The organism is Streptomyces sp. NPDC043680 (assembly GCF_056436685.1).
In genome coordinates this window covers 558,291-582,798 of the sequence record NZ_JBWKCE010000002.1, presented here as the reverse complement: position 1 = coordinate 582,798, position 24,508 = coordinate 558,291, and the positions used below count along the sequence as shown (strand labels likewise).

At 70.8% G+C, this 24,508-nt stretch carries 26 protein-coding genes; 7 read left to right on the top strand and 19 right to left on the bottom strand.

Annotation, left to right across the window (positions count from 1 at the left end; genetic code table 11):
- Window positions 1-5 precede the first annotated feature (5 nt).
- The 12 genes from AC0666_RS06045 to AC0666_RS05990 are packed head-to-tail and all read right to left on the bottom strand — an operon-like array spanning window position 6 to window position 11,246.
- The gene (locus tag AC0666_RS06045; protein WP_361722532.1) at window positions 6-317 is read right to left on the bottom strand and encodes an STAS domain-containing protein; all 312 of its coding nucleotides are present in this window, start codon (window positions 315-317) and stop codon (window positions 6-8) included.
- A gap of 49 nt (window positions 318-366) precedes the next feature.
- Window positions 367-2,502 (bottom strand): glycogen debranching protein GlgX, encoded by a 2,136-nt coding sequence (gene glgX, locus AC0666_RS06040; protein WP_468583635.1) that lies wholly within the window; start codon window positions 2,500-2,502, stop codon window positions 367-369.
- A complete protein-coding gene (locus tag AC0666_RS06035) occupies window positions 2,499-2,870 on the bottom strand; it encodes an STAS domain-containing protein (protein WP_468970923.1) in 372 nt (123 codons plus the stop codon). The genes glgX and AC0666_RS06035 overlap by 4 nt, the downstream gene beginning before the upstream one ends.
- Before the next feature lie 37 nt (window positions 2,871-2,907).
- Window positions 2,908-4,728 carry an AGE family epimerase/isomerase gene (locus tag AC0666_RS06030; protein ID WP_468583638.1) on the bottom strand — a complete coding sequence of 607 codons (1,821 nt, stop codon included), beginning with the start codon at window positions 4,726-4,728 and terminating at the stop codon, window positions 2,908-2,910.
- 3 nt (window positions 4,729-4,731) lie between these two features.
- Window positions 4,732-5,163, bottom strand: a complete 432-nt coding sequence (locus AC0666_RS06025) for a VOC family protein (protein WP_468970920.1) — start codon at window positions 5,161-5,163, stop codon at window positions 4,732-4,734.
- Window positions 5,163-5,774, bottom strand: a complete 612-nt coding sequence (locus AC0666_RS06020) for a DJ-1/PfpI family protein (RefSeq protein ID WP_468583640.1) — start codon at window positions 5,772-5,774, stop codon at window positions 5,163-5,165. The genes AC0666_RS06025 and AC0666_RS06020 overlap by 1 nt, the downstream gene beginning before the upstream one ends.
- Window positions 5,767-7,380, bottom strand: a complete 1,614-nt coding sequence (locus AC0666_RS06015) for a GMC family oxidoreductase (protein ID WP_468970917.1) — start codon at window positions 7,378-7,380, stop codon at window positions 5,767-5,769. The genes AC0666_RS06020 and AC0666_RS06015 overlap by 8 nt, the downstream gene beginning before the upstream one ends.
- Window positions 7,381-7,391: 11 nt before the next feature.
- Window positions 7,392-7,772 carry a nuclear transport factor 2 family protein gene (locus tag AC0666_RS06010; RefSeq protein WP_468970914.1) on the bottom strand — a complete coding sequence of 127 codons (381 nt, stop codon included), beginning with the start codon at window positions 7,770-7,772 and terminating at the stop codon, window positions 7,392-7,394.
- Between the two features lie 13 nt (window positions 7,773-7,785).
- The gene (locus AC0666_RS06005) at window positions 7,786-8,241 is read right to left on the bottom strand and encodes a nuclear transport factor 2 family protein (protein ID WP_478707162.1); all 456 of its coding nucleotides are present in this window, start codon (window positions 8,239-8,241) and stop codon (window positions 7,786-7,788) included.
- A gap of 23 nt (window positions 8,242-8,264) precedes the next feature.
- On the bottom strand, window positions 8,265-8,696 hold the full coding sequence (locus AC0666_RS06000; protein WP_468583645.1) for a nuclear transport factor 2 family protein: 432 nt from the start codon (window positions 8,694-8,696) through the stop codon (window positions 8,265-8,267).
- Window positions 8,697-8,736: 40 nt separating this feature from the next.
- Window positions 8,737-10,380 (bottom strand): thiamine pyrophosphate-binding protein, encoded by a 1,644-nt coding sequence (locus tag AC0666_RS05995; RefSeq protein ID WP_478707161.1) that lies wholly within the window; start codon window positions 10,378-10,380, stop codon window positions 8,737-8,739.
- Window positions 10,381-10,421: 41 nt separating this feature from the next.
- Window positions 10,422-11,246, bottom strand: coding sequence for a type 1 glutamine amidotransferase domain-containing protein (locus tag AC0666_RS05990; protein WP_356850952.1), 825 nt, complete (start codon window positions 11,244-11,246; stop codon window positions 10,422-10,424).
- A gap of 267 nt (window positions 11,247-11,513) precedes the next feature.
- Here AC0666_RS05990 and AC0666_RS05985 point away from each other — a divergent pair, with 267 nt between their 5' ends.
- From AC0666_RS05985 to AC0666_RS05965, 5 genes are all read left to right on the top strand, one after another.
- On the top strand, window positions 11,514-11,786 hold the full coding sequence (locus AC0666_RS05985) for a UBP-type zinc finger domain-containing protein (protein ID WP_468970904.1): 273 nt from the start codon (window positions 11,514-11,516) through the stop codon (window positions 11,784-11,786).
- Window positions 11,783-13,513, top strand: coding sequence for an FAD-dependent oxidoreductase (locus AC0666_RS05980; protein ID WP_478707160.1), 1,731 nt, complete (start codon window positions 11,783-11,785; stop codon window positions 13,511-13,513). The genes AC0666_RS05985 and AC0666_RS05980 overlap by 4 nt, the downstream gene beginning before the upstream one ends.
- A 91-nt stretch (window positions 13,514-13,604) precedes the next feature.
- Window positions 13,605-14,129 (top strand): hypothetical protein, encoded by a 525-nt coding sequence (locus tag AC0666_RS05975; RefSeq protein WP_468970899.1) that lies wholly within the window; start codon window positions 13,605-13,607, stop codon window positions 14,127-14,129.
- Window positions 14,130-14,208: 79 nt separating this feature from the next.
- A complete protein-coding gene (locus tag AC0666_RS05970) occupies window positions 14,209-14,544 on the top strand; it encodes a putative quinol monooxygenase (RefSeq protein ID WP_468583651.1) in 336 nt (111 codons plus the stop codon).
- Window positions 14,541-15,020 carry a group II truncated hemoglobin gene (locus AC0666_RS05965; protein ID WP_468970897.1) on the top strand — a complete coding sequence of 160 codons (480 nt, stop codon included), beginning with the start codon at window positions 14,541-14,543 and terminating at the stop codon, window positions 15,018-15,020. The genes AC0666_RS05970 and AC0666_RS05965 overlap by 4 nt, the downstream gene beginning before the upstream one ends.
- Window positions 15,021-15,113: 93 nt before the next feature.
- On the opposite strand, the gene AC0666_RS05960 is transcribed toward AC0666_RS05965, so the two are convergent.
- From AC0666_RS05960 to rpe, 5 genes are all read right to left on the bottom strand, one after another.
- A complete protein-coding gene (locus AC0666_RS05960) occupies window positions 15,114-15,497 on the bottom strand; it encodes a barstar family protein (RefSeq protein WP_468970895.1) in 384 nt (127 codons plus the stop codon).
- The gene (locus AC0666_RS05955; protein ID WP_468970892.1) at window positions 15,494-15,940 is read right to left on the bottom strand and encodes a guanyl-specific ribonuclease; all 447 of its coding nucleotides are present in this window, start codon (window positions 15,938-15,940) and stop codon (window positions 15,494-15,496) included. Before AC0666_RS05955 ends, AC0666_RS05960 begins: the two co-directional genes overlap by 4 nt.
- Before the next feature lie 76 nt (window positions 15,941-16,016).
- Window positions 16,017-16,238 carry a CarD family transcriptional regulator gene (locus AC0666_RS05950; RefSeq protein WP_030157491.1) on the bottom strand — a complete coding sequence of 74 codons (222 nt, stop codon included), beginning with the start codon at window positions 16,236-16,238 and terminating at the stop codon, window positions 16,017-16,019.
- Between the two features lie 116 nt (window positions 16,239-16,354).
- Window positions 16,355-17,368: a sugar-binding transcriptional regulator gene (locus tag AC0666_RS05945; RefSeq protein WP_468583831.1), complete on the bottom strand. Its 1,014-nt coding sequence runs from the start codon at window positions 17,366-17,368 to the stop codon at window positions 16,355-16,357.
- Window positions 17,369-17,528: 160 nt separating this feature from the next.
- Window positions 17,529-18,215: a ribulose-phosphate 3-epimerase gene (gene rpe / locus AC0666_RS05940; protein WP_468583657.1), complete on the bottom strand. Its 687-nt coding sequence runs from the start codon at window positions 18,213-18,215 to the stop codon at window positions 17,529-17,531.
- A gap of 195 nt (window positions 18,216-18,410) precedes the next feature.
- On the opposite strand from rpe, the gene AC0666_RS05935 reads away from it, so the two are divergent.
- Window positions 18,411-19,655 (top strand): MFS transporter, encoded by a 1,245-nt coding sequence (locus tag AC0666_RS05935; protein ID WP_468970888.1) that lies wholly within the window; start codon window positions 18,411-18,413, stop codon window positions 19,653-19,655.
- Between the two features lie 1,776 nt (window positions 19,656-21,431).
- Here AC0666_RS05935 and AC0666_RS05930 read toward each other — a convergent pair.
- Window positions 21,432-21,665 (bottom strand): ferredoxin, encoded by a 234-nt coding sequence (locus AC0666_RS05930; protein WP_468967523.1) that lies wholly within the window; start codon window positions 21,663-21,665, stop codon window positions 21,432-21,434.
- A complete protein-coding gene (locus tag AC0666_RS05925; protein ID WP_478707159.1) occupies window positions 21,665-23,134 on the bottom strand; it encodes an aldehyde dehydrogenase in 1,470 nt (489 codons plus the stop codon). Before AC0666_RS05925 ends, AC0666_RS05930 begins: the two co-directional genes overlap by 1 nt.
- A 209-nt stretch (window positions 23,135-23,343) precedes the next feature.
- On the opposite strand from AC0666_RS05925, the gene AC0666_RS05920 reads away from it, so the two are divergent.
- The gene (locus tag AC0666_RS05920; protein ID WP_478707158.1) at window positions 23,344-24,417 is read left to right on the top strand and encodes an MBL fold metallo-hydrolase; all 1,074 of its coding nucleotides are present in this window, start codon (window positions 23,344-23,346) and stop codon (window positions 24,415-24,417) included.
- The last annotated feature ends 91 nt before the right edge of the window (window positions 24,418-24,508 follow it).

Below are 24,508 nucleotides of genomic sequence, written 5' to 3'. Positions count from 1 at the left end.
CGCCCTTACTCGTCCGAGAGCACGATGCTGCGGTCCAGCCCGGCCGTCCGGATGGTCCGGGAGACGGGCTCGATCGCGCCGACCACCTTGATGGTGACGTGGTCGGCGATCTTCTGCTGCGCGAAGACCAGGGACCGCAGCCCGGCACTGGCCATGTAGCCGACACCGGCCATCCTGATCTCGACGGTGGTGGTGCCGTGGCCGGCGGCCTTCTCGATGGTCTGGTGGAATTCCGGCGCGGTGTTGGCGTCCAGCTCGCCCGCCAGCTCGATCACGGTGGTGTCGCCCTCGATGCTCAGGGACACGGAAAGCGGCATGTCAGGTCTCCTTCGGCCGTACGGTTCGGTCGCTCATGGCGCGGACGGGCTACAGCTCGGGTGCGGGCGTACGGCCGACGAGGATCACGACTGAGCGCGGACCGATCAGGTACTTGCCGGCGTTCTCCAGCTCGGCCTCGCCGCCCGGGGTGCGGATGTCGTACGGGGCCTCGGCCCCGGTGTCCGCGAAGAGGTGCCAGCTGCGCCCGTGGGGCAGGGCGGGCAGCTCCAGGTCGTGCGCTTCCCAGTGCGCGTTCATGGCCACGTACACCACGTCGTCGTCCCCGGTGCCGCAGCGGGCCACCGCCAGCAGCCGGCTCTCGTCCGACCAGTCGGGCTGCCAGGCCCGCTCCCCGTGCCAGCTGATGTCGGGCAGCCCGAGGGTGTCCCGCATCTGCCCGGTGGGGTGGGAGGTGGAGCGCAGTTCGCGGTGGTGGCCGCGGAAGGCGATCATCTCCCGGGTGAACCGGAGCAGTTCGGCGTTCTGGTCGACCTGGTCCCAGTCGAACCAGGAGAGCTCGTTGTCCTGGCAGTACGTGTTGTTGTTGCCCTGCTGGGTGCGTGCGACCTCGTCCCCGGCCAGCAGCATCGGGATGCCCTGGCTGGTGAAGAGGATGGCCAGGGCGTTCTTCATCTGGCGCAGCCGCAGCGCGTTGACCTCGGGATCGTCGGTCGGCCCTTCCGCCCCGCAGTTCCAGCTGTTGTTGTCGTTCGCCCCGTCGTTGTTGCCCTCCCCGTTGGCCTCGTTGTGCTTGTCGTTGTACGAGACGAGGTCGGCCAGGGTGAAGCCGTCGTGGGCGGTCAGGAAGTTGACCGAGGCGGAGGTGCCGCGGGTGGAGTACAGGTCCGGCGAGCCGGCGAGCCGGGTGGCGAGCTCCCCGGTCACCCCGGCGTCGCCCTTGAGGAAGCGGCGCACGGTGTCGCGGTACTTGCCGTTCCACTCGGCCCAGCGGCCGTACGCCGGGAAGTTGCCGACCTCGTAGAGGCCGCCCGCGTCCCAGGCCTCGGCGATGAGTTTGGTGTGCCGCAGGACGGGGTCGTAGGCGAGCATCTCCAGCAGCGGCGGGTTGGGCAGCGGAGTGCCGTCCGGAGAGCGGCCGAGGATGGCCGCGAGGTCGAAGCGGAAGCCGTCGATGTGGTAGTCGGCGACCCAGTGGCGCAGGCAGTCGAGCACGTAGTTGCGGACGACGGGGTGGTTGCAGTTGACCGTGTTGCCCGTGCCGCTGAAGTTGAAGTAGTACCCCTCCGGCGTGAGCATGTAGTAGGTGGCGTTGTCGAGCCCCTTGAAGGAGATCGTCGGGCCCTGCTCGTTGCCCTCGGCGGTGTGGTTGAAGACGACGTCGAGGATGACCTCGATGCCGGCCGCGTGCAGGTCCTTGATCAGGGTGCGGAACTCGTCGCCCTGCATCCCGTAGCGTCCGGTGGCCGCGTAGCCGGCCTTGGGCGCGAAGAACGAGACGGTGTTGTAGCCCCAGTAGTCGAAGAGCCGCTCACCCGTCTCCGGGTCGGTGCGCGGGTTGTCGCTCTCGTCGAACTCGAACACCGGGAGCAGCTCGATGCAGTTGATCCCGAGTTCCTTCAGGTACGGGATCTTCTCCCGCAGCCCCGCGAAGGTCCCGGGGGCGGTGACGCCCGAGGAGGGGTGCCGGGTGAAGCCGCGCACGTGGGTCTCGTACACGACGAGGTCCTCGGCGGGCAGCCGCAGCGGTGTGTCGTCGCCCCAGTCGAAGTCCTGGAGGCAGACCCGCGAGCGGTACTGGTAGCCGCGGCTGCGGTCCGGCTCCACGCCCCACACGTCGCGACCGGAGATCAGCCGGGCGTACGGGTCGGAGAGGACCTGGCGGGCGTCGAAGCGGTGTCCGGTGACCGGGTCGTAGGGGCCGTCGGCCCGGTACCCGTACTCGATGTTCTCGTGGTCGAGGCCGAAGACCGTCATGGCGAAGACGCTGCCGGTGCGGAACTCCTCGGGGAACTCCAGCTCGGCCATCGGCTCGGGCTCTCCGCGCTGGTAGATGACCAGGGTCATGGAGGTCGCCTGGTCGGAGTACACGGAGAAACTGACCCCGCCGGGGACCACGTTGGCCCCGAAGGGGAACGGCTTGCCCGCGCGGACGCGGTACCCGCCCACCTCGTGGGTCGGGTACGCGTCGACGCGCAGGACCTGCTCGGACTGCGTCTCGGTCATCGCGCGACCGCGCTCTTGACGGCGGTCTTCGTGGAGGCGGCCCTGGCCGCGGCCGCGGCGGCCTCGCCGGTCTCGAAGAAGTCGAGGAAGCCGGTGGCCGACATGACGAAGCGGACTTCCTCGCTCACCCCGTACAGGGTGACGGCCACACCGGCGTGCTGGGCCTCGCGGTAGACCACGAGCAGGGTGCGCAGGCCCGCGCTGGACACGTAGGTGACGGCCGTGAGGTCGATCCGCAGCGGCCGGCCCTCCCGGACCAGCGGCAGCAGGGTCTGCAGCAGCGATCCGGAGGTCTCGCTGTTGATCTCACCGGTGGCGACGAGCACGGTGCCCGCCTTGTTCCGGCGTTCCTTGAGGTTGAGAGTCATGATGTTCCCCTCTATCTGGGGCGCCCCCCGTTGGGCATTACTTGGTCACCGGCCGCAGCCGGACCTTGACCTTGACGCGGCCCTGGACGTCGGGCAGCTTGACGGTCAGAGCGTCGGCGTCGAAGTCCCGGTACGGCTTCTCATCGATCTCGACGGACGCGATCTGCACCGATCCCGCAGGGAGCAGGTCGGGTGAGACGCGCAGGATGCGGTCGGGCAGGTCGGTCGGCGCGGGCTTGAAGTGGAAGTCCATCTCCCGGCCGTTGACGAGCAGGTTGTTGTACACGGCGGAGAGGTAGCAGAGCTCCGCCGAGTGGTACATGGACATCGAGTGGCTGCCCTTGAGCCGCTCGGTGCCGAGCAGGTACGGCGTACCGCTCGCGAGCACGTTGAAGTAGACGGCTCCCTCGTCGTGGTCGAGGAAGAAGGTGTTGTAGAAGGCCTGCGCCTGCCGGGCCTCGCGCAGGAAGTCCTCGCCGCCGACCGTGCCGTTCAGGATGAGGTAGGCGAGGATCGCCTGCTCCTGCTGCCACCAGGCCTTGCGGTCGTGCCAGGCGAAACGATACGTCTCCTGGTCGCCCTGCTTGATCCGCTCGACGACGTCGTACCAGCCGCCGCGCTGCCGGTCGCTGCCGACCGCCGGCATGATCTCGCCGATCTTGCGGGCGAGCTCCTCGTAGGCCGGCTTGGGCTTCAGCGAGTTCATCCGCATGAGGTTCCAGGCGATCTTCAGGTTGTGCCCGACCACCGCGCGGTTCTGCTGCCAGCTGTGCGCGGTGTCGTGCGACCAGTCGCGGAAGAAGCGCTCCTGGACGAACGGGCTGTTCTTGTAGTCCGGGAACTTGTCCGCGATGGTGTCGAAGGTGTACTCCAGGAAATCGGCGTACTTCTGCTCGCCGGTCGCCAGGTACAGGTTGATCAGGTACGCGGGCGCGTGGTCGCCGACCGAGTTCCAGTTCTTGCGCTCGGCGTTCTCGCCGAGGGACTCGTGGTCCGGGCTGAAGAGGATCGGGTCGATGTGCGAGTAGTAGCCGCCCTGCTCGCGGTCCAGGAAGAACTTGTCGAACAGCCGGATCGTGGCGTCCGCGTCGTTCTTGATCCGGACGTCACCGGTGACCCGGTACGTCTGGATCGGGCCGGCCAGCGCGTAGATCTGCTCGTACATCGGGATCGCGTCGTAGTCGTCGGAGAACTCCGAGGTGAAGAGCTTGCGCTCGCTGTCCCCGTCGACGCTGATGCCGTGGTACCAGAAGACCACGTCCTCCTCGCTGTCGACGACCCGCATGTGCTTGCGCAGGTACTCGGTGCCGCGCTCGGCGACCTCCAGGTACTCGTCCTTGCCGGTCAGCAGATAGGCCGAGGCCATGCCGTAGACGAGGCGGGAGATCGTGTCGGTCTCCTGGACGTGGCTGGCGGTCTTGTCGCCGCCGAGGCGGATCTCGGTGCGGTACTCGGTGAAGTCCACCGGGCCGTCGCCGAACTGCGCCCGCCTGTAGAAGTCGGCCAGCGACTCGATCTGCTTGACCCACCAGCTGGGCTCCTCGAACCGGTAGTCCTCAGCTCCGCGGCCCAGGAACACCAGGCGCTTGGCGTCGAAGCGCCCGCCGTGCTCCGGGTAGTGGATGCCGTAGGCGAAGAGGAACCGGCCGGGCGAGAGCATCTCGTCGATGTGCCCGGAGGCGTCGATGTAGGGCTCGTCCAGGTTCCGGACCAGCTCGGCGCTCGGGTCCCCGGCCAGCGAGACGTCGAACTCGCGGCCGTCCGCGGTCTTCAGCCGCAGCAGGCGGGACTGGGAGTCGAAGCGGCCGACGTAGCCCGCGATCGTGTCGGAGAAGGAGAAACCCACGGCGTCAGCCATGTTTCACACACCGTCCTTGTCGTGAGAGCTGTCGTCCTCGAATCCCTGGCTGACTTCGACGATGACCCCGTCGGGGTCGCGGACCCACACGGTCCGCCAGCCGCAGATGAAGCCGTCGAAGTCCAGGGGTCCGAGGGTCACTTCGGCCGCGTCGCCCAGCTCGGCCAGGAACGCGTCGACGTTGTCCGTCTGAAAGGCCAGGTGGCGCATCCGGCCCGGGGCCTGCGGCCCGTCCTCGTACGCCGGCCGGGCCGGTTCGGTGCCGGCCGCGAAGAGCTCCAGGTACGCGTCCCCCTTGCGCAGGAACACGATCTGCGCCTCGCCGAGGTCGACGACCCGGGCCCGGGTGAAGCCGAAGTACCGGGTGTAGAACTCCTCGGTGGTCTTCTGGTCCGTGCAGTTCAGGCCCACGTGCGACCACACCATCCGGCCCATCAGCCGGCCCCCCGGCCCCGGCCCGCCGCGATCAGCTCGATGATCCGGCGGGCGAAGAGGTGGTGGTGGGCGCCGGTGCGGCCGGTGACCAGGTCACCGTCGACCACCACGTCCTCGTCGACGTACTCGGCGCCCATGTTGCGGACGTCCCCGATGAGGTTGTTGTGGCACACCACCTTGCGGCCGCGCACCTTGTCGGGGATCGAGGCCGCCAGCCACATGCCGTGGCAGATGATCCCCTTCAGGACCGTCGGCTCCTCGAACGCCCGGCGCAGCAGCTCGGTCGCGGGCGCCAGCACGTCCACGTCCTCGGTGTAGCGCAGCCGGTCGGCCACCATGCCCGAGGGCACGATGACCGCCGCGTACCGGCGCAGCTGCTCGTCGCTCAGCCCCTCCAGGGACCGGCTCGCGGTGAACGGCGCCCGGTACTCGTGGCCGGAGAAGGTGAGGGAGTCGTTGCCCCACAGCCGGGTCAGGAAGTCGACCTCGGCACCCTCCTCGGCGAACCGGTGCTGGTAGTAGAAGATCTCCGGCTCGTAGAAGTCGCTCTCGACCAGGACCGCGATCCGGGTCCCGGTGAGGGCGCCCTCGCGCAGGACGGCGTCAGGCACGGGACACTCCCTTCAGGAAGTCCGCCGCGCGCTCGGCGATCATCGCGATGGCGGTGTGGCAGTTGCCCGACGGGACGGCGGGCATCACGCTGGCGTCGACGACGCGCAGGTTGCGCACCTCGTGCACCCGCAGCTCGGGGTCGACGACGGAGAGGTCGTCGATGCCCATGCGGCAGGAGCCGGCCTGATGGTGGTAGCTCTCGGACTTCTGTTTCACGAAGGCCCGCAGGTCCTCGTCGCTGCCGAAGCCGGGGCCGGGCTGGAGCTCCTGCTTGTACCAGGGCGAGAACGCCGAGGTCGCGAAGATCTCCCGGGCCAGCTTCACGCCCTGCACCATCCGCTCCAGGTCCCACCGGTCACCCAGGTAGTTCGGGTGGATCAGCGGGTGGGCCAGCGGATCGGCGCTCGCGAGCCTGATCCAGCCGCGCGAGACGGGCCGGACCACACCGGGCAGGATGCTGACCGTGTTCGGGTGGTCCTGGCCGACGATCACGTCGAAGGGCACGTGCACGAAGGCGATCTGCAGGTCCGGTGCCGGCAGACCCGGCCGCGACGAGAGGAACAGGGCGCTCTCCGACAGGTTCTGCGCCGGCGGCGGCAGCTCCTGGGTGACCTCGGCCATCAGTCCGGTCAGGACGTGGTTGTGGAAGTTCTCGCCGACCCCGGGCAGGGCCGCGGTGACCTCGATGCCGTGCTCGCGCAGCCGGGCCGGGTCGCCGATGCCGGAGAGCAGCAGCAGCTTCGGGGACTCGATCGCCCCGGCCGCCACGATCACCTCGCGGCGGGCCCGTACGGTGTGCAGGCCGGGCTCGGCGGCGGTGTCGACGGCGGTACGGCTGTCCCGGACGGTCCGGCCTGGGACGGCCGCGGGCGGGGCGAGCTGTGCGTACTCGACACCCGTGCAGGTGTCCCCGTCGAACAGCAGCCGGGTGCTCTGCGCGCTGGTGCGCAGGGTGAGGTTGGGCCGGCCGAGGGCCGGTTCCAGGTACGCGGCCAGGACGCCCTGGCGGCGGCCGTCGGCCACGTCGATGTGGTGCCAGCCGGTGCCGAACAGGCCCCGCCGCGGTCCGTCGGCGTTGAAGTCCGCGATCTCCTGGTGGCCGAGTTCCACGGCCGCGTCGATGAAGGCGCGGGAGACGGGGTTCGGGCCGTGCAGGCCCGCGTTGGTGATCCGCTGCGGGCCCCGGGTGCCGGTGGTCGCGGCGGTGGCGTCCTCCTGGCCCTCCAGCAGGGCGAAGTACGGGAGCACGTCCTCGTGGGACCAGCCCGCGGCGCCCTGGTAGGCCCAGTTGTCGAAGTCCGAGGCGTGGCCCCGGATGTGCATCATGATGTACAGGTTGCTGCTGCCGCCGGGGGCCTTGCCGCGCGGTTCGTACGTACGCCGCCCGTCGAGGCCGGGCTGGGGAACGCTGGTGTAGCCCCAGTCGACGGGACCGCCGAGCAGTTTGTACCAGGAGGACGGGTCGTCCACCTCGGGCGGGATGCGGTTGCCTCCGGCCTCCAGGACCAGGACGGAGACGTCCGGGTCCTCGGAGAGGCGGCTCGCGAGGACGCTGCCCGCGGTGCCGGACCCCACGACGACGTAGTCGTACTCCTCTACAGCCATCACGTGTCCCCTCAGCCCTGGCCCAGCACCTGGAAGGGGACGGTGTCGTGGTAGTTCGCCATGTAGGCGATCTTTCCGTCCACGATCCGGAAGAAGTTCATGACCTCGGCCTCGATCGCCTCGCCGGAGGCGCTGACGGCGCTGAGGTGGGAAACGGCCGCGGCCTTCTCCCCGTCGACGAGGAAGTGCAGGGGCTTGTTCCGGAAGACCCGGTACATCGTCCCCATGCCCTTCATCATCGAACGCAGCACTTCCAGGCCCTCGATGTGCCCGGCGAGCTGCTCGTCCATGACCTGGTCGTCGGCGAACAGGTCGCACCAGCGGTCCCAGTCCCCGGCGTTGGCGTAGTCGTAGTACTTCTCCAGGATCTGTCGTGCGTCCAGCGTGCTCATCGCGCTCATCCCCCTATCGGTCCCGGCGGGTTCCGTCCGGCGCGAACGGCGCCCAGAACTGGCTGAAGGCGGTGGCCGAGTCGCCGAAGAGGCCGTCGCGGCCCTCGGTGATCCGGCCGTCACGCCACCGCATGAAGTGGAAGACCGGATAGTCCATCCGCTCGTACGGCGACCGGCTCGCCTCGTCGGCGCCGTCCCGCACGGCGACGTTGCGGCACACGTCGGCGCTGCAGTCCTCACCGACGAGCACCGCCTGGATGTCCATCCGGAAGGTGCCGCCCGTGAGCTTGTGGGTCTGGCCCATCAGCTCCAGGAAGGCGTCGAGGCTCTCGTACCAGCCGGCGAGCGGGTGGTTGCCCGGCACCAGCCAGCGCAGGTCCTCGGAGTAGAACTCCAGGATGCGTGCGCGGTCTCCCGAACCGAGGGCCTGGTAGGCCGCACGGACCCGCTCCGGTGTCACTTCGGTCATCGCCGCTCCTCCTTCGCCGGCGCTCAGAGGGATCCGGAGCCCGGCATGGGGGCCAGCTCGTTGACGGTGTACTGCTTGATCAGCGGTCCGTCGGGGCCGGCCACCACGGTCCAGGTCTGGTCGGCGTCGAAGCCGAGCCACTGGCTGCGGGCGGCCGGGGCGTCCCAGATCCTGGCCTGCCAGTTGACGAGGACCCGGACGATCGCCCGGTCGCCCTCGATGACGGGCTCCACCTTCGTGACCGTGTGCACCTCGTCGAAGAAGCGGTGGGTCACGGCCTCGTACCAGCGGCCGAAGCCCTCGCGGCCGAGGAAGGTGTCCTCGGGGACCTTGAACTCCAGATCCTCGGTGATCATGGCCAGCACCCGGTCCGGCGCAAGGTGCTGGTCCAGCGCCACGTACCAGTTCTCCGCGAAGGTGCGGATCGCGTCCTCGGTCAGCCGCTCGGCGGGCATGCGGTCTCCTCCTGTCCGTGGGGATGGGGTGTGCGGTGGGTCAGATCTGGACGTCGACGAGGAACGGACCGGGGTGGTCCAGCATCCGGCCGACGGCGGCGACCGCCTCGTCCGGCTTCTCCACGCGGGTCCCGCCGGCGCCGAGCGAACGGGCCAGGGCGGCGAAGTCGATCTCGGGGTGTGAGAGGTCGAAGGAGCCCGGGAAGCCGTGCTCCGGGATGTCCCGCTCCCGCCAGTACTGGGCGATGTTGTCGTCCAGCAGCCGGTACTTGCGGTTGTTGCAGACCACGAACTTGGCGTCGATGCCGTGCCGGACCGCGGTCCACAGCGCCTGGTACGTGTACATCGACCCGCCGTCGCCCGCGAAGCCCACGACCAGCCGGTCGGGCCGGGCCAGCTTGACCCCGACCGCGCCGGGGAAGCCCACCCCGAGCGAACCGCCCCGGGTGAGGTGGTAGTCGCCGGGGCGCTGGGGCGGCAGGTACCGGGTGACCAGCGGGGAGGTGGTCAGCGCCTCGTCGAAGACGATCAGGTCCCCGCCGGTCCGCTCGGCCAGGGTCCGCAGGAAGACCGCCATCGGCGAACCGTCCTGCGCGGTCTCTGCCGCGCGGGCGTCGAGCGCCCGCTCCCGGGTCCGGGCGTCCAGCCGGGCGGCCGCGGCGGCCCGCTGCTGCGGGGTCAGCCGCTGTTCGAGTACGCCGGCCAGGGCGCGCAGCGCCTGGCGCGGGTCGGCGGCCAGGCCCAGGTCCACCGGATGGTTCTTGGCGATCTCATAGGCGTTGAGGTCGATGTGGACGACCTTGGCTCCGGCCCGGAAGGGGTTCTCCAGCTCGGGGAACACCTCCGGGAAGACGTACGTGCCGACGATCAGGACCCCGTCCGCGTCCCCGACCAGCTCCTTGCTGTGCGGGCCGAACATGTGGCCGGTCTGCACGCGGCGCAGCGGGTGCGAGGCGGCGATGTTCACCTCGGAGGAGTCCACTTCGTACACGTCGGCGCCCAGCAGCTCGGCGACGGCGACGAGTTCGCGCTGCGCTCCCGAGAGGGAGACCCCGTCGCCGACGAGCACGACGGGCCGCTGCGCGGAGGCGAGCAGCTCGGCCGCCCGCCCCACCGAGGCCGCCGAGGGCGCCACGTCGGTGAGCGGGACCGTGGCGGGAACGACGGGTTCGGTGTTCGGCTCGTCCAGCACGTCCATCGGCAGCGCCACGAACACCGGGCCGCGCGGCGGGGTCAGGGCGATCTTCACCGCCCGGCGGATGGTGCGCAGCACGGACCGCGGATCGGTCACCCGGGTCGCGTACTTGGTCACCGGCTTCGCCATCGCCACCAGGTCGGACGCCATCTGCGCGTCCATGGCGTCGTAGCGGACGCCGGCGTCGCCGGCGATCACGACGAGCGGGGTGTGGCCGCGCAGCGACTGGTAGAGCATGCCGATGCCGTTGCCGAGCCCCACGCCGGAGTGGAGCTGGAGCAGGGCCGCACCGCCGGTGGCCCGGGCGTAGCCGTCGGCGATGCCGGCGGCCACGGTCTCCTGGAGGGCGAGGACGTACTGGAAGTCCTCCGCCGCGTCCACCGCGTCGAGGAATCCCTGTTCCACCGTCCCCGGATTTCCGAACATCACTGTCAGGCCGTCGGCCTTGAACTGCTCGATCAGCCTTTCCCGTCCGGGAGTGGCTTCCATGAATTCCCCCTCTTTTCACCGCGGTTACGGGGCCGCCGGAATCACCACCCGTAACGGGTGAGGCCTTCTTCGAGGACTTCCACGATCTTCTGCCCCGTGAGATAGGAGTCGGGGGTCGAACGGCCGGTCACGAACGGGAAGTCGACGATCACCGAGAGGGGGTGGCCGAAATTCCCGTGATACGCCCCGCGCGGCCCGGTCGCATCGCGCAGGATGTACTCCAGCGGGTACGGCGGCGGCCCCATGTTGAAGTCGGTGCCGAGGAATCCGGTGCCGTCCTTGTAGTCGTACTCCTTGCAGTGGCCGGTGACGTGCTTGCCCCAGATGATGCTCCGGCGGTCTCCCCAGTCCCGGGCGAAGGCCAGACAGGCGACGCCGTAGCACTCGGCGGCCACGACCTTGCCGGCCTTCTTGAAGGCCAGGATCAGGGCGTGCACCCGCTCGTTGTTGGCGAGGTCGACGATGGGGCCGCTGCCGCCGACGACGAGGATCGCGTCGTATCCGGCGATGTCCGCGTCGAGCTTGTCCAGATCGCGGTGGTACTGCTCCAGCTTGCGCAGGTAGCCCTCGTCGCTCGTGTACGGGCGCTCCGGCACCCACGCCTCGATGTCGAGCGGCGAGTCCAGCCGGCTCGACTGCTCGAACTCGCGTCCCAGCCGGGCGTTCTCCTCGGTGGTGACCGAGCGTCCCAGCGGAGGGTCGATGAAGTTCGCGTCGAGGCTCGGCGGAAGAGCGTGCGCACGCTTTCCGGTCGGCGTGGCGAATACGACTTCGTAGCCCCGCTCGTCGAACTTCGACACCGGGCCTATGAGTTCTTCGGCCCAGTAACCGTGTTCGGAGACAATGACCAGAATCTTTCTGCTCACGGATTCCTCCAGGCGCCGCCTGTTGTCGTTGGCGTCCACCACACTGCTGGCGCCCGGACCCGGCGTCAAAGCGCCCGAAGGCGACTTCGTGAGGTAGGAAGGCAGGTCCTCGGCCCACTTCACGTAGTCACTCACCGAGGTCATGAAGTAGCCGCGGGACTTCCTGACTTCGGCCGAATCACTGAACCATTGCCGGGGCCCCGCCCTATGGTCTGGACGCGCCGTGAATCACGGGTGCACGGAGGACAGAGGAGAGGGACGGGGACGATGACGACCGACCTGTTGTGCACACACATCGAGCAGATACGTCCGGTGAAGCCCGGCACGGAGGGCTGCGAGGAGTGCCTCGTCCTCGGCGACAGCTGGGTGCACCTGAGGATGTGCCTCAGCTGCGGGCACGTCGGATGCTGCGACTCCTCGAAGAACCGCCATGCCACCAGGCACTACCGCACGACCGAGCACCCCATCGCCGCCTCGCACGAGCCGGGCGAGGACTGGGCCTGGTGCTACGCCGACAAGCTGATGCTGGACCCGGCGTGAGCGCGGCCCCGGAGCACGCCGCCGCCCCCGCGACGACGGCGACGGCGACGGCGACCGAGCGCGCGGAGACCAGGAAGCCCGTCATCCTCGCCGTGGACGACGACCCGCAGGTGCTGCGGGCCGTCCGCCGGGACCTGCGCAGCGCCTACGGGGACCGCTACCGGGTCCTCGGGGCCTCCTCGGCCGCCGACGCGCTCAAGATCCTGGACTCCCTCGACGAACGCGGCCACGACCCGGCGCTGTTCCTGGTGGACCAGCGGATGCCGGACGTGACCGGCGTCGAGTTCCTCCTCGAAGCCGTCAGCCGCTTCCCCGACGCGCGCCGCGTCCTGCTCACGGCGTACGCGGAGACCGACGCGGCGATCACCGCGATCAACCGGGTCCGGCTGGACTACTACCTGCTCAAGCCGTGGGACCCGCCGCACGAGCGGCTCTTCCCGGTCCTCGACGACCTGCTGTCGGACTGGCTGGCCACCTACCGCCCGGCCTACGACGGCATCATCGTCGCCGGCCACCTCGTCGCCCCCGGAACGCACGCCGTACGGGACTTCTTCACCCGCAACGGCCAGCCCTTCCGGTTCCTCAACGTGGAGCGGGACCCGGAGGCGCTGACCCTGATCGCCGCCCAGGCCGACGCGCCGCTGCCCCTCGTCCGCTTCCCGGACGGGTCGGTGCTCTCCGCACCGAGCGACACCGAGCTCGCCCAGCGGCTGGGGCTGGCCACGACCGCCTCCCGCCCGCACTACGAGTGCGTCATCGTCGGCGCGGGGCCCGCGGGCCTGGCAGCCGGGGTGTACTCGGCCTCGGAGGGCCTGTCCACCCTGATGCTCGACTCCCGGGCCCCCGGCGGCCAGGCCGGTACCTCCAGCCTGATCGAGAACTACCTGGGCTTCCCCTCGGGCCTCTCCGGCGGCGACCTCACCCGCCGGGCCACCATCCAGGCCTCCCGCTTCGGCGCCGAGATCCTGCACCCGGTGGAGGTGGTCTCGCTGACCCGGGACGACCCGGCGAAGATCCTCACCCTGGCGGACGGCACGGAGATCAGCGCGGAAACGGTGCTGCTGGCCACGGGTGTTTCGTACAACCGCCTCCAAGCCCCGGGCGCGGACCGCTTCGAGGGCGCGGGCCTCTACTACGGCGCGGCCACCACCGAGAGTTCGGCGTGCATCTCCCAGCACGTGTTCATCGTGGGCGGCGCCAACTCGGCGGGCCAGGCGGCGGTCCACTTCGCCAAGTACGCGGCCCGCGTGACGGTCCTGGTCCGCGCGGAGTCCCTGGACGCGAGCATGTCCCGCTACCTGATCGACGAGATCGAGCGCACCCCGAACATCGAGGTGAAGGTCCACACCACGGTCGTCGCCCTGTCCGGTGAGGACCACCTGGAACGGATCACCCTGCACTCCTCCGACACCGGCGAGGACACGGAGGTCCCGGCCCGCTTCATGTTCACCTTCATCGGCGCCCGCCCGCACACCGACTGGCTGTCGGGCGTGGTCGAGCGGGACGAGTACGGCTTCGTCCTCACCGGCTCCGACCTGATCGCCAACGGAGGCGAACTCCCGGCGGAGTGGAGCCTGGAGCGCGCCCCGTACCCGCTCGAAACCAGCGTCCCCGGGGTCTTCGCGGCGGGCGACGTGCGCGCCCACTCGGTCAAGCGCGTCGCGTCGGGCGTCGGCGAGGGCGCGATGGCGGTCTCCCTGATCCACCGTTACCGCTCCATGGGCTGAGCGCGCCCCTGGGCTGAGAGCGAACGCCGTGGGCTGAGAGCGAACACGATTCCCTTGCGATCAAGCTGCAAGCGGATGCAACGTTGATTACATGATTACAGCAGAGCAGAGCGAGCAGCTTCGCACGTGGTTCGCGGACCGCCTCCCGGTGGACGTCTACGAATCCCTGGTCGAGGTGGCCGTCGACCGCGAGGAGATCACGGTCGTCGGCACCCTCCCGGCGAACGAGTCCGTCAGGGAGTTCCGCGAGCGCACCCGCGAACAGCGCATCGAGGTGGCACGGGAGGCGGAGGAGCTCTACCGCCGCAAGGTCGCCTGGGCCGTCCAGTCCGGCGACGAACGCGTCCTGTTCACGCACCTGGCCGTCCCGGTGATGACGCGCCTGCGCCAGCCGGAGCGCCAGGTCCTCGACACCCTGGTCGCCGGCGGCGTGGCCCGCAGCCGCGCCGACGCCCTGGCCTGGTGCGTACGCCTGGTCGGCCGCAACACGGACGAGTGGCTGACCGAGCTCCGGGACTCCCTCGCCAAGGTGCAGCAGGTCCGGGCGGCGGGCCCCGACGTCACCCCCGAGGGCAGTGCCGATGCCGCCGACTCCCAGAAGTCTGAGTCGGAATGAGCAAAGCCCTCCCGGCCCGGGCATGATCACGCAAGTCTGACGAGCGACCAGGACCCGATCACAGGGAGAGGCCCGTTCCATGACCACCACCGTCGAATACATCCGCTACCGGATCGCATTGGACGACCAGCAGGCCTTCGAGGACTCCTACCGGCAGGCCGCGGAAGCCCTGGCCGCGTCACCCGAGTGCATCGACTACGAGCTGGCCCGCTGCGAGGAGGAGAACGACCGCGAGCACTACATCCTGCGCATCCGCTGGACCTCGGTCGAAGCCCACCTGAACGGCTTCCGCAAGGGGGAGCACTTCCCGGCGTTCTTCACCGCGATCCGCCCGTACGTGAAGGCCATCGAGGAGATGCAGCACTACCGCGTCACCGACGTGGCCGGCCCCGGAAAGGCCGCACCCCAGTCATGAGCACCACACCCGGCACCACCCCCACCATCTACGAGTGGATGGGCGGGGCGGAAGCCATGCAACGCCTCACGGACGTCTTCTACGCCCACGCCCTCCGGGACGAGATCCTCGCCCCGGTCTTCGCGGGGATGGACGCGGAACACCCCCGGCACGTCGCGGTCTGGCTCTCGGAGGTCTTCGGCGGCCCGAAGGACTACACGGCCCACCACGGCGGCCACCCGCACATGGCCACCAAGCACCTCGGCCGCGGCATCACCGAGAAGCAGCGCCGCCGCTGGGTGGACCTGCTCCTGGACACGGCCGACGAGGTCGGCCTCCCCACGGACCCGGAATTCCGTGCGGTGTTCGTCTACTACATCGAGTGGGGCACCCGTATGGCCCTGATCTACTCGGGCCCCACCCCGCCCCCCGTGGACGCGGCCGACATCCCGGTCTGGTCCTGGGGGCAGACCCCGCCCTGGATCCCCAAGAGCTGACCCGGTTGGGGGCAGGATCCGCCTGCCCCCACACCACCGGGCCGCAGCGCGGTACACCGGGCGCGCCGGGCGGAAGCGCGGCACCGGCCCGCCTCAGTCCTGCGCGGGCTCCCCCGCGGAGGCGAGCAGGACCGTCAACGCCCCCTCGTCGCCGGAGCGCCAGAAATCGACGGCCTCCTCCAGCACCTCCTGGAGCGTCGCCCAGTCGCCCGGACGCGCGCCGGCGTAGCCCCGCCACGAGGACACCGCCACCAGCCACCCCGGCGGCGCCGGCTCCCACCACGACAGGTCCCTCAGGGCGTCGGCCAGCGCATCCCAGTTCCCCCCGAACCACTCCGGCACGCGCAGCGCCGCCCCCCAGCGCCGCATCAGCTCGGCCTTGCTCCGTACGCCGTCCAGGTCCACCCGTACGGTCGTCCAGCCCGCCTCCTGCGCGGCGGCGAGCGCCGGTGCGAGCGGCTGCGGCTCCAGGGTCATCGCAGGACCGCCTTGAAGGTCTCGTAGTGGTCGGCGGTGTAGAAGAACTCCCCGCCCTCACCGGTCACGATCCTCCGGGCCCCGCGATCGCGCTCCCCCGGCGTCCTGACGGTGAACTCGTGGTAATAGCCGCGCGGGTGCGGGGGCAGGGCCTTCTCGAAGTTCCCGAAGACCGACCCGTCCTGCCGGTACGGGTACGGCCCGCCCTTGTCGATGAGCGCCAGCACGTTCCGCGCCTCCTGCGGCAGCGCGTCGGCCCGTACGGTGGCCATCCCCTTGGCCCATCCGGGCGCGGACGCACCGGAGCCCGAGGGCACGGCTGTCCCGCTGCCGGCGCTGCCTCCGTCGCCGCTCCCGCAGCCCGCCGCGCCGACCAGCGCGGCGCACAGGAACAACGCCCCCAGCACACGCAGCAACGATCGGGGCATGCTCCCGAAGATCATGCACCGATCGTGCCAAACATCCGATTCGCTCGCGAATCGCGCGGTGACCGCGGTGTCCGCGGTGTCCGCGAGGTCCTCAGAGTGCGGACATCTTGGTGTACGGACTCAGAATGCGTTTCTGGACGGACCCGAAGTCGACCAGGACAGCGATCCCCTCCTCGATACCGACGACACGGCCGAGGCCGTGCTCGTCGTGAGAGACCCGGTCGCCGACGCTGAACTGCCGGAGCGGCGGTTCCACGGGGGCCTTGAACGGGCTGGACGGCAAATGGCGGCGAGGTACTGCGGACTTTGTCATTGGGACCAGTATGCGCCCAGCGGGCCCCTGTACGGCCCTGGCTGAGGATCTCAATTCCGGCACCATCCGCCGCAGGCCCCCCACCGGGGACCCGCCCGGACCCCTCGGGCTCCCGGTCAGTCGTCGGGGTCGGCCCGCTCCAGCGCCGGGCGCAACCCCGGCGCCGACTCGGTCAGCAGGTAGTCCGCGACCGCCGTGTCCGTGACCAGGCTGGTCACCAGGCCCGACCGCAGCACCGCGCCGATGGCCGAGGCCTTGCGCAGCCCGCCGGCGATCGCGACGACCTCGGGGATCCGGCGCAGCCGGTCCGCCTCGACGGTGATGCAGCGCTCGCCGAGGTCCCGGCCGACCCGCCGCCCCTCGGAATCGAAGAGGTGGGCGGACATCTCGGCCGCGACACCGAGCGAGGCGTAGTGGGCCCGCTCCTCGTCGCTCAGCATGTCGTGGACCGTGGAGATGCCGGGCTCCCACGAGCCGATGGAGACGGCCGCGACGGTCACCTTGTCGAAGTACTCGAAGGCCCGCGCGATCCCGGTCTGGCTCCGCAGCGCGGCAGCGGTCGCGGGATCGGGCAGCAGCATCGGCGCGTAGATCGGGTGCGCGTCGCCTCCGGAGACCTGCGCGGCGCGCCGTACGGCTTCGACGGAGCCGCGCTCGGCGGTTCCGGCGTCGTACACCCCGGTCAGCTGGACGACGGTGCACTGCGGGAGGCGGTGCAGGGAGGCGGCCATGTGGATGGTCGACCGCCCCCACGCGAGGCCCAGTACGTCGCCCTCGTTGACGAGCTCGCCGAGCAGGTCGGCCGCGACCGCGCCGAGGTTCTCCGGGTCGGGCGCGTCCTCGGTCGCATCGGCCGGGGACTCCACCACCACGGCGTGCCGGAGCCCGTAGCGGGCCCGGAGGGCGTCGGAGCGCTCCGCATCGAGTTCCGCCGGGACCCGGATCTCGATGCGCACGAGGTCGCGTTCGAGAGCGGTCTCCAGGACCCGGGCCACCTTGAAGCGGCTCACGCCGAACTCCTCGGCGATCTGGATCTTGGACTTGCCTTCCAGGTAGAAGCGGCGGGCCATGGCCGCCGCCTGCACCAGCTCCGCGGGTCCCATCCGCAGGGCTGACCGTCCCGCCGACATTGCAGACACCGCGTTCTCCTCACTGCTGTTCACACTCTCGACTCGCCGTTCATCCTGTCAGATCCGGCGGCCGTTGATCAGCCCGGACAGCTGCCGTTCACCGAGCTGTTCACCAAGCCTTGTTCCCGTTGTTCCTGTTGTCTCCGTGGTCACACACGCCTCAGTGGTCGCACGCCCAGGGCGCCGCGGAGATCGCGGCGTCCGCCTGCTCGCGCAGGGTCCGTACGGCGGCGGCCGGGTCGACCGCCCCGTAGACCGCGCTCCCCGCGACGAAAACGTCCGCGCCGGCCTCTGCGCACTGCTCGATGGTGGAGGCCGAGACCCCGCCGTCGACCTGCAGCCAGAGCTCCAGGCCGTGCTTGGCGATCAGCTCCCGGGTCCGGCGGATCTTGGGGAGCATGATGTCGAGGAAGGGCTGGCCGCCGAAGCCGGGCTCCACCGTCATGATCAGCAGCATGTCGAGCTCGGGGAGGATGTCCTCGTACTGCTCGATCGGCGTCGCGGGCTTGAGCGCCATGGACGCCCGCGCCCCCTTGGCCCGGATCTCCCGCGCGAGGCGCACGGGCGCCGCGGCGGCCTCGGCGTGGAAGGTGATCGACCCGGCGCCGGCCTCGACGTACTGCGGGGCCCAGCGGTCCGGGTCCTCGATCATGAGGTGCAGGTCGAGCGGAGTGTCCGTGGCGCGGCTCAGGGACTCCACGACGGGCACACCGAGGGTGAGGTTCGGGACGAAATGGTTGTCCATGACGTCGACGTGCAGCCAGTCGGCCCCCTCGACGGCCCTCGCCTCCTCGGCGAGCCGGGCGAAGTCGGCGGACAGGATGCTGGGATAAATCTGAGCGGCCATGCCCCAAGCCTGCCATGCTCCCGGCCGGTTCCGGCCACGACCCCGAAGGTCCGGTCTTCCTTAGCTGGCCTAAAGTGATCATGGAGAACATTTAACTTGTCCTTCGCGATCGACTACGGCACGGTTCTGCTCTGTTCATGACACGAGCCGAATCCCGGCCCAGCCCCCACCCGACGCGAGGAGACCAGCCCCGGCATGCCCGCTGCCCCGCCCCCGGCGACCACATCCCCACGCCCCGCTCCCACCCCTTGGCGCAGCAAGGACTTCCGCACCCTTTTCACCGCCTCCACCCTCAACCAGTTCGCCACCAACACCGGCCAGGTGGCCGTCCCCCTCCTCGCCCTCACGGCCCTCGACGCCGGCGCCGCCCAGATCGGCGCCCTCGCCGCCCTCTCCACCGCCGCGTTCCTCCTGATCGGCCTGCCGGCCGGCGCCTGGGTCGACCGCCTGCGCACCCGCCGGGTATTGATCGCCGCGGACCTCGCACGCGCGACCCTCCACGCCTCCTTGCCGCTGGCCTGGTGGCTGGACGGGCTGACCCTCGCGCAGCTGTACGCCGTCGTCCTCGCGGGCGGCTGCGCCACCGTCTTCTCCGAGGTCGGCTCCCAGAGCGTGCTGCCCCGGCTCATCGGCCGCGACGGCCTGGTCCGCGCCAACGCCGCCCTGGTCACCCTGATGGCCGTCGCCAACATCGCCGGCCGCGGCGCCGGCGGAGCCCTCGTCGCCGCCCTCACCGCCCCCTTCGCCCTGGCCTGCTCCGCCGCTGCCTACCTCGCCTCGGCACTCCGCCTCGTCCGGATCCGCCCCACCCCGGCGCCCCCGCCCGCCCGGACACCGCTGGCGGCCCAGATCCGGGAGGGGGTGCGGCACGTACTGGGCCACCCCGAACTGCGCGCCCTCGCGCTCAACTCCGCCCTCAGCAACCTGGGCAGCGCCATCGTCAACACCATGCTCCCGGTGCTCTTCGTACGGGAGCTCGGTCTCTCCGCGGCCGCACTCGGCCTGTTCTGGGCGGCGGGCGGCGCGGGGCTCCTGCTGGGCGCGCGCCTGGCCCGACCCTTCGCCGCCCGCGTGGGCTACGGCCGCGCCCTGGTCCTGAGCCTGACGCCGGCGACGCTGCTGGTACCGCTGATGGACCGCGGACCGTGGCTCTGGGTGGCGGGGGCCGGGTGGCTGCTGGCCATGATGAAGGTCGGCGCGAACAACGTCCTGGGCGTCAGCCTCCGCCAGCACGTGACCCCGGACCCCCTCCTGGGCCGCATGAACGCCACCTTCCGCTTCCTCCTCACCGGCGCCCTCGCCCTCGGCGCAGCCGCCTCGGGCCTCCTGACGGAACTGACCACGCTGCACACCACCCTCTGGACGGGAGCCACGGTGATGGCCCTGTCATGGATCCCCCTGTCCCTGTCACCGATCCGCCACAGGGTGACGGGGCCGTAGGCGGGGGCCGCGGATGGGCGGGGCTTCGGGGGCGGGAGCCCGCGTGCGGCATCGGAAGGCGGGGCGGGGGCTTCGGGGGCCGGAATCCCCGCACCCGGCATCAGAGAACGTCCGGGGGCGTCCCGTCAGTCGACTGTCCTTCCGTGTCGGTCCGGGCCGTCAAGGGCGCTCCTTCGTCGCGTCGCTTCGCGATGGCCTTCGGCCACCCTTGACTGCCCGGCCCGCCCCGGAAAGACAACAGACTGCCGGGAAGCCCCCGAAGGATGGCCGGGGGGTTCGTGTTCAGGGGTGGGCCCGTCAGCGATGCCCGGGCCGTTTCCCGCCGCCAGTTCCCCATCCGGGGCCGACCGTCCCCTCTTCCCGAGCCCAGGTCGGGTCAAGCCGCAGCCGACGCCAATCAGATGGGCAATCCGGGGCCCGCGGGGGCCACCATCGCGTCAGATCGCTACACAGCCGGTCTCGGCATAGCGTCCGGCGCCCGTCTGGGGTTGCTCATAGCCGCGACAGATCGCTACACAGCTGATCTTGGTTTGGCGGCCGACGACCGTCTGGGGTTGCTCATAGGCCGCCACAGATCGCACAGGGCTTGTCTGCGTTGGCGCCCGACGGCCGTCGGGAGTCGGGAGGGGCGCGACGGATCGCTACACAGCCGGTCTCGGCTCGGCGTCCGCGGTCCGTCTGGGGTTGATGGGGCGAGATGACAAGCTCTTCAGCGGCTCGGGAAGGGAAACCTGGGGCTGGGGAGACGACGGCGATCGTGACGAGTCTCCTTGCGGACCGCCCCGCCCTACCGCTGCCCCGGGGTGCCGGTCCGGGCATCCGTCCGCCGCATCTGACAAGCCCACTGCCCGCCACTGACCGCCATCTGGACCGATCCAAGCGTCATTCAGGCCCCACGGCGGCCCATTGGAGACCTTGGCGGCCTCTTCGTGGGGCATCTGGAGGGCCGAAAGGGCTCAGAAGGAGCCAGATGCCAGGCTTTTCGTCATCACGCGCAGTCAAGAGCCCATCCATCGACCAACCGGCCGCCAAAACGGGACAAACAGGCCGCAGAGGCATGACTGGCGTCATGACCGCGTCGATGGCGCCCATTCCCCTCCCCCCAGACGGCCGCCGGACGCCAACCCATGCCCGGCTGTGTAGCGATCTATCGCACCTTCCCCAGACAGGCCGCGGACGCTATGCCGAGACCGACTGTGTAGCGATCTGTCGCGGCTATGAGCAACCCCAGACGGGCCGCGGACGCTATGCCGAGACCGACTGTGTAGCGATCTGACGCGATGGTGGGCGGATGGCCGCCGATGCCCATCTCATTGGCGTCGGCTGCGGCTTGACCCGGGCTGGGCTCGGGAAGAGGAGATGGTCGGCCCCGGATGGGGACATGGCAGCCGGGATCGGCCCGTGGATCGCTGACGGGCCCGCCCCTGAACACGAACCCCCCGGCCATTCCCCGGGGGCTTCCCGGCAGTCTGTTGTCTTTCCGGGGCGGGCCGGGCAGTCAAGGGTGGCCGAAGGCCATCGCGAAGCGACGCGACGACGAGGAACGAGGAGGAGCGCCCTTGACGGCCCGGACCGACACGGAAGGACAGTCGACTGCCGGGAAGCCCCCGGACTCCCTCTGATGCCGGGTGCGGGCATCCCGCCCGCCCCGCCCCCGCTCGCCTACCGCCCCCCGCACGCGGGCATCCCGCCCACCCCGATCCCGCCCCGCCTACCGCCCCCGCACGCGGGCATCCCGCCGACCCCGCCCCCCGACCCCCGCCCCCCGACGCCCCCCTACTCCTCCGGCGGGAACACCGTCTCCCCCGTCGCCGCCAGGGTGATCGTGATCGCCTCCACCGGGCAGCCCTCCGCCGCCGTCAGGACCGGCTCGTTCGCGTCCGTCTCCGGGTCGCGGGGGTGCGACTGGCGGGCCGAGTCCAGGGCGAAGCCCTGCGGTGCGTGGTTCACGCACATCCCCGAGCCGATGCAGACACCCCGGTCCACCTCCACGTGCCAGCGGTCGCCCATCAGGCACCCGCCCCGACCCCGTAACCCGCCGGCAGGTGGATCATCTTGTGCTCCAGGTACTCGCTCAGCCCCTCCGGGCCGAACTCCCGCCCGACCCCGCTGTTCTTGTAGCCGCCGAAGGGTCCCAGCATGTCCAGGCTGAAGGTGTTCACGTTGAAGGTGCCCGTGCGCACCTGCCGGGCGAAGTCGATGCCGTGTTCGACGTCCCCCGTCCAGACGCTGCCGCTCAGTCCGAATTCCGAGTCGTTGGCCACCCGTACCGCCTCCGCCTCGTCCGCGTACGGGATCAGGCAGACCACCGGTCCGAAGATCTCCTCGCGGGCGATGCGCATCGAGTTGTCCACGTCCCCGAAGAGCGTGGGCTCCACGTACCAGCCCCGCTCCAGCCCCGCGGGGCGGCCGCCGCCCGCCAGGACCTTGGCGCCCTCCTCCTGCCCGATCCGGATGTAGTCGAGGGAGCGCTGCTGCTGGCGCGGGGCCACCAGCGGCCCGAGCTGGGTCGCCGGGTCCAGCGGGTCGCCGACGACCAGGGCGCCGGCGGCCGCCGCGAGGGCCTCGGCCACCTCCTCGTACCGGCTGCGCGGCGCGAGGACGCGGGTCTGGGCCACGCACGCCTGCCCGTTGTTCATCCAGGCTGCGGGGACGATCCCGGCGACGGTGCTCTCCAGGTCGGCGTCGGGCAGGATGACGGCGGCGGACTTGCCGCCGAGTTCCAGCGTGACCCGGGTGAGGTTGCGCGCGGCGACCTCCATCACGCGCCGGCCCGCCGCCACCGAGCCGGTGAAGGCGACCTTGTCGACGCCCGGGTGGCCGACCAGGTACTCGCTGACCTCCCGGTCGGCGGGCAGGATCGACAGCACCCCCTCGGGCAGCCCGGCCTCCCGCGCGATGTCGGCGAGGATGTACGAGTCGAGCGGGGACTCCGGCGACGGCTTGAGGATCACGGTCGATCCGGTCAGCAGCGCGGGTGCCAGCTTGGCGGCGGCCACGAACTGTGGGACGTTCCACGGGATGACGGCCGCGACCACGCCCACCGGCTCCCGGCGCACCAGGATCGGCCCGAGCACGCCCTGGCGGTGTTCCTCGTAGGGGTAGGCGCGCGCGACCTGGATCGCGGCGTCGTAGACCATCATCGGGCCGAGGGCCTGCGCGAGGATGCTCCAGGAGTAGGGGGAGCCGTTCTGGGAGCTGATCGACCGGGCGATCTCCTCGTGCCGGACGGCGATGGCGTCCTTGATCCGGGTGACGACGGCGATCCGCTCGTCGAGGGACATCCGCGGCCACGGGCCCTCGTCGAAGGCCTTGCGCGCGACGGCGACGGCGCGGTCCACGTCCGCGTTCGAGGCGTGCGGGACGCTGCCGATGACCTGCTCGGTGTGGGGGGAGACGATCCGGATGGTGTCGGTGCCCAGCGGATCCGTCCACTCCCCGCCGATGAACAGGTGTCCGTGTTCCACGAGCTCGGTCATGGCTGCTGCCTCCTGCGGCTTGGCGTCCCAGAACTGATACCAGTTCTATTTCCAGGAGTCCACGGCCGGGACGCAACCACCCGGGTGATCCCACGACTGGTCAGGAAGCCCCGGAGATGGTCGACTTGGGCGACCACTGCAACACGTTCTCGTCACAGTGGAGGCCGGGCGGCCCACGCCCGCGGCCAGGCGCAGACAGGGAGCCCCTCATGCCAGCGGATCCGTCACAGGCGAAGCCCCATCCCGTGCCGCAGGTCACCGACCACGGCGGAGGCGTCCACGGCATCAAGGTGCCCATTCCGGACAACCCGCTGGGCCACACCCTCGTCCACGTCCTCGACACCGGCCGCGGCCCGGTCCTCGTCGACACCGGCTGGGACGACCCGGAGTCCTGGGACACCCTCGTCGCCGGCCTCGGCGCGCTCGGCATCGCCGTCGCCGACGTCCACGGCGTGGTCATCACCCACCACCACCCCGACCACCACGGCCTGTCCGGCCGGGTCCGGGAGGCCTCGGGCGCCTGGATCGCCATGCACGCGGCCGACACCGAGGTCGTCCTGCGGACCCGGTCCGCGGAGCCCGGCGTCTGGTTCGACTACATGAGCGACAAGCTCGCCGCCGCCGGGGCCCCCGAGGACCACATCGCCCCGCTGCGGGCGGCCCGCGCGGCCGGGCGGATGCGGACGCTGCCGGGGCTGCGGGCCGCCGTCCCCGACCGGGAGATCGTCCCCGGCGAGCTGCTTCCCCTCGCCGGGCGCAGGCTCCGCGCGATCTGGACTCCCGGCCACACCCCCGGCCACGTCTGCCTGCACCTGGAGGAGGAGCACCCGGCGCAGCTGCCCGGCAACGGCCGCCTGTTCTCCGGCGACCACCTGCTGCCCGGGATCTCCCCCCACATCGGCCTGTACGAGGACCCGGAGGACACCCGGGTCACCGACCCGCTCGGCGACTACCTCGACTCCCTCGAACGGATCGGCCGCCTCGGTCCGGCGGAGGTGCTGCCGGCCCACCAGCACCCCTTCACCGACGCCCCGGCCCGGGTCCGCGAGCTGCTGCGCCACCACGCGGAGCGGCTGACCGGGCTGTGGGAGCTGCTGGCCGAGCCGCTGACCCCGTGGGGTCTGGCGGAGCGGATGGAGTGGAACCGGCCCTGGGCGCAGATCCCGTACGGCTCCCGCAACATCGCCGTCTCGGAGGCCGAGGCGCATCTGCGGCGGCTGGTGAAACAGGGCCGGGCGGAGGCGGTCGCGGGCAGCGACCCGGTGGCGTACCGGGCGCTGTGAGGCCGCGTACCTGCGGCGCGTCGCGGGCGCTGCCACCGGGCCCGGTAAGGGGCGCCGACCGGCGGCGCCCCGGGCAGGCAGGCTACGGGCC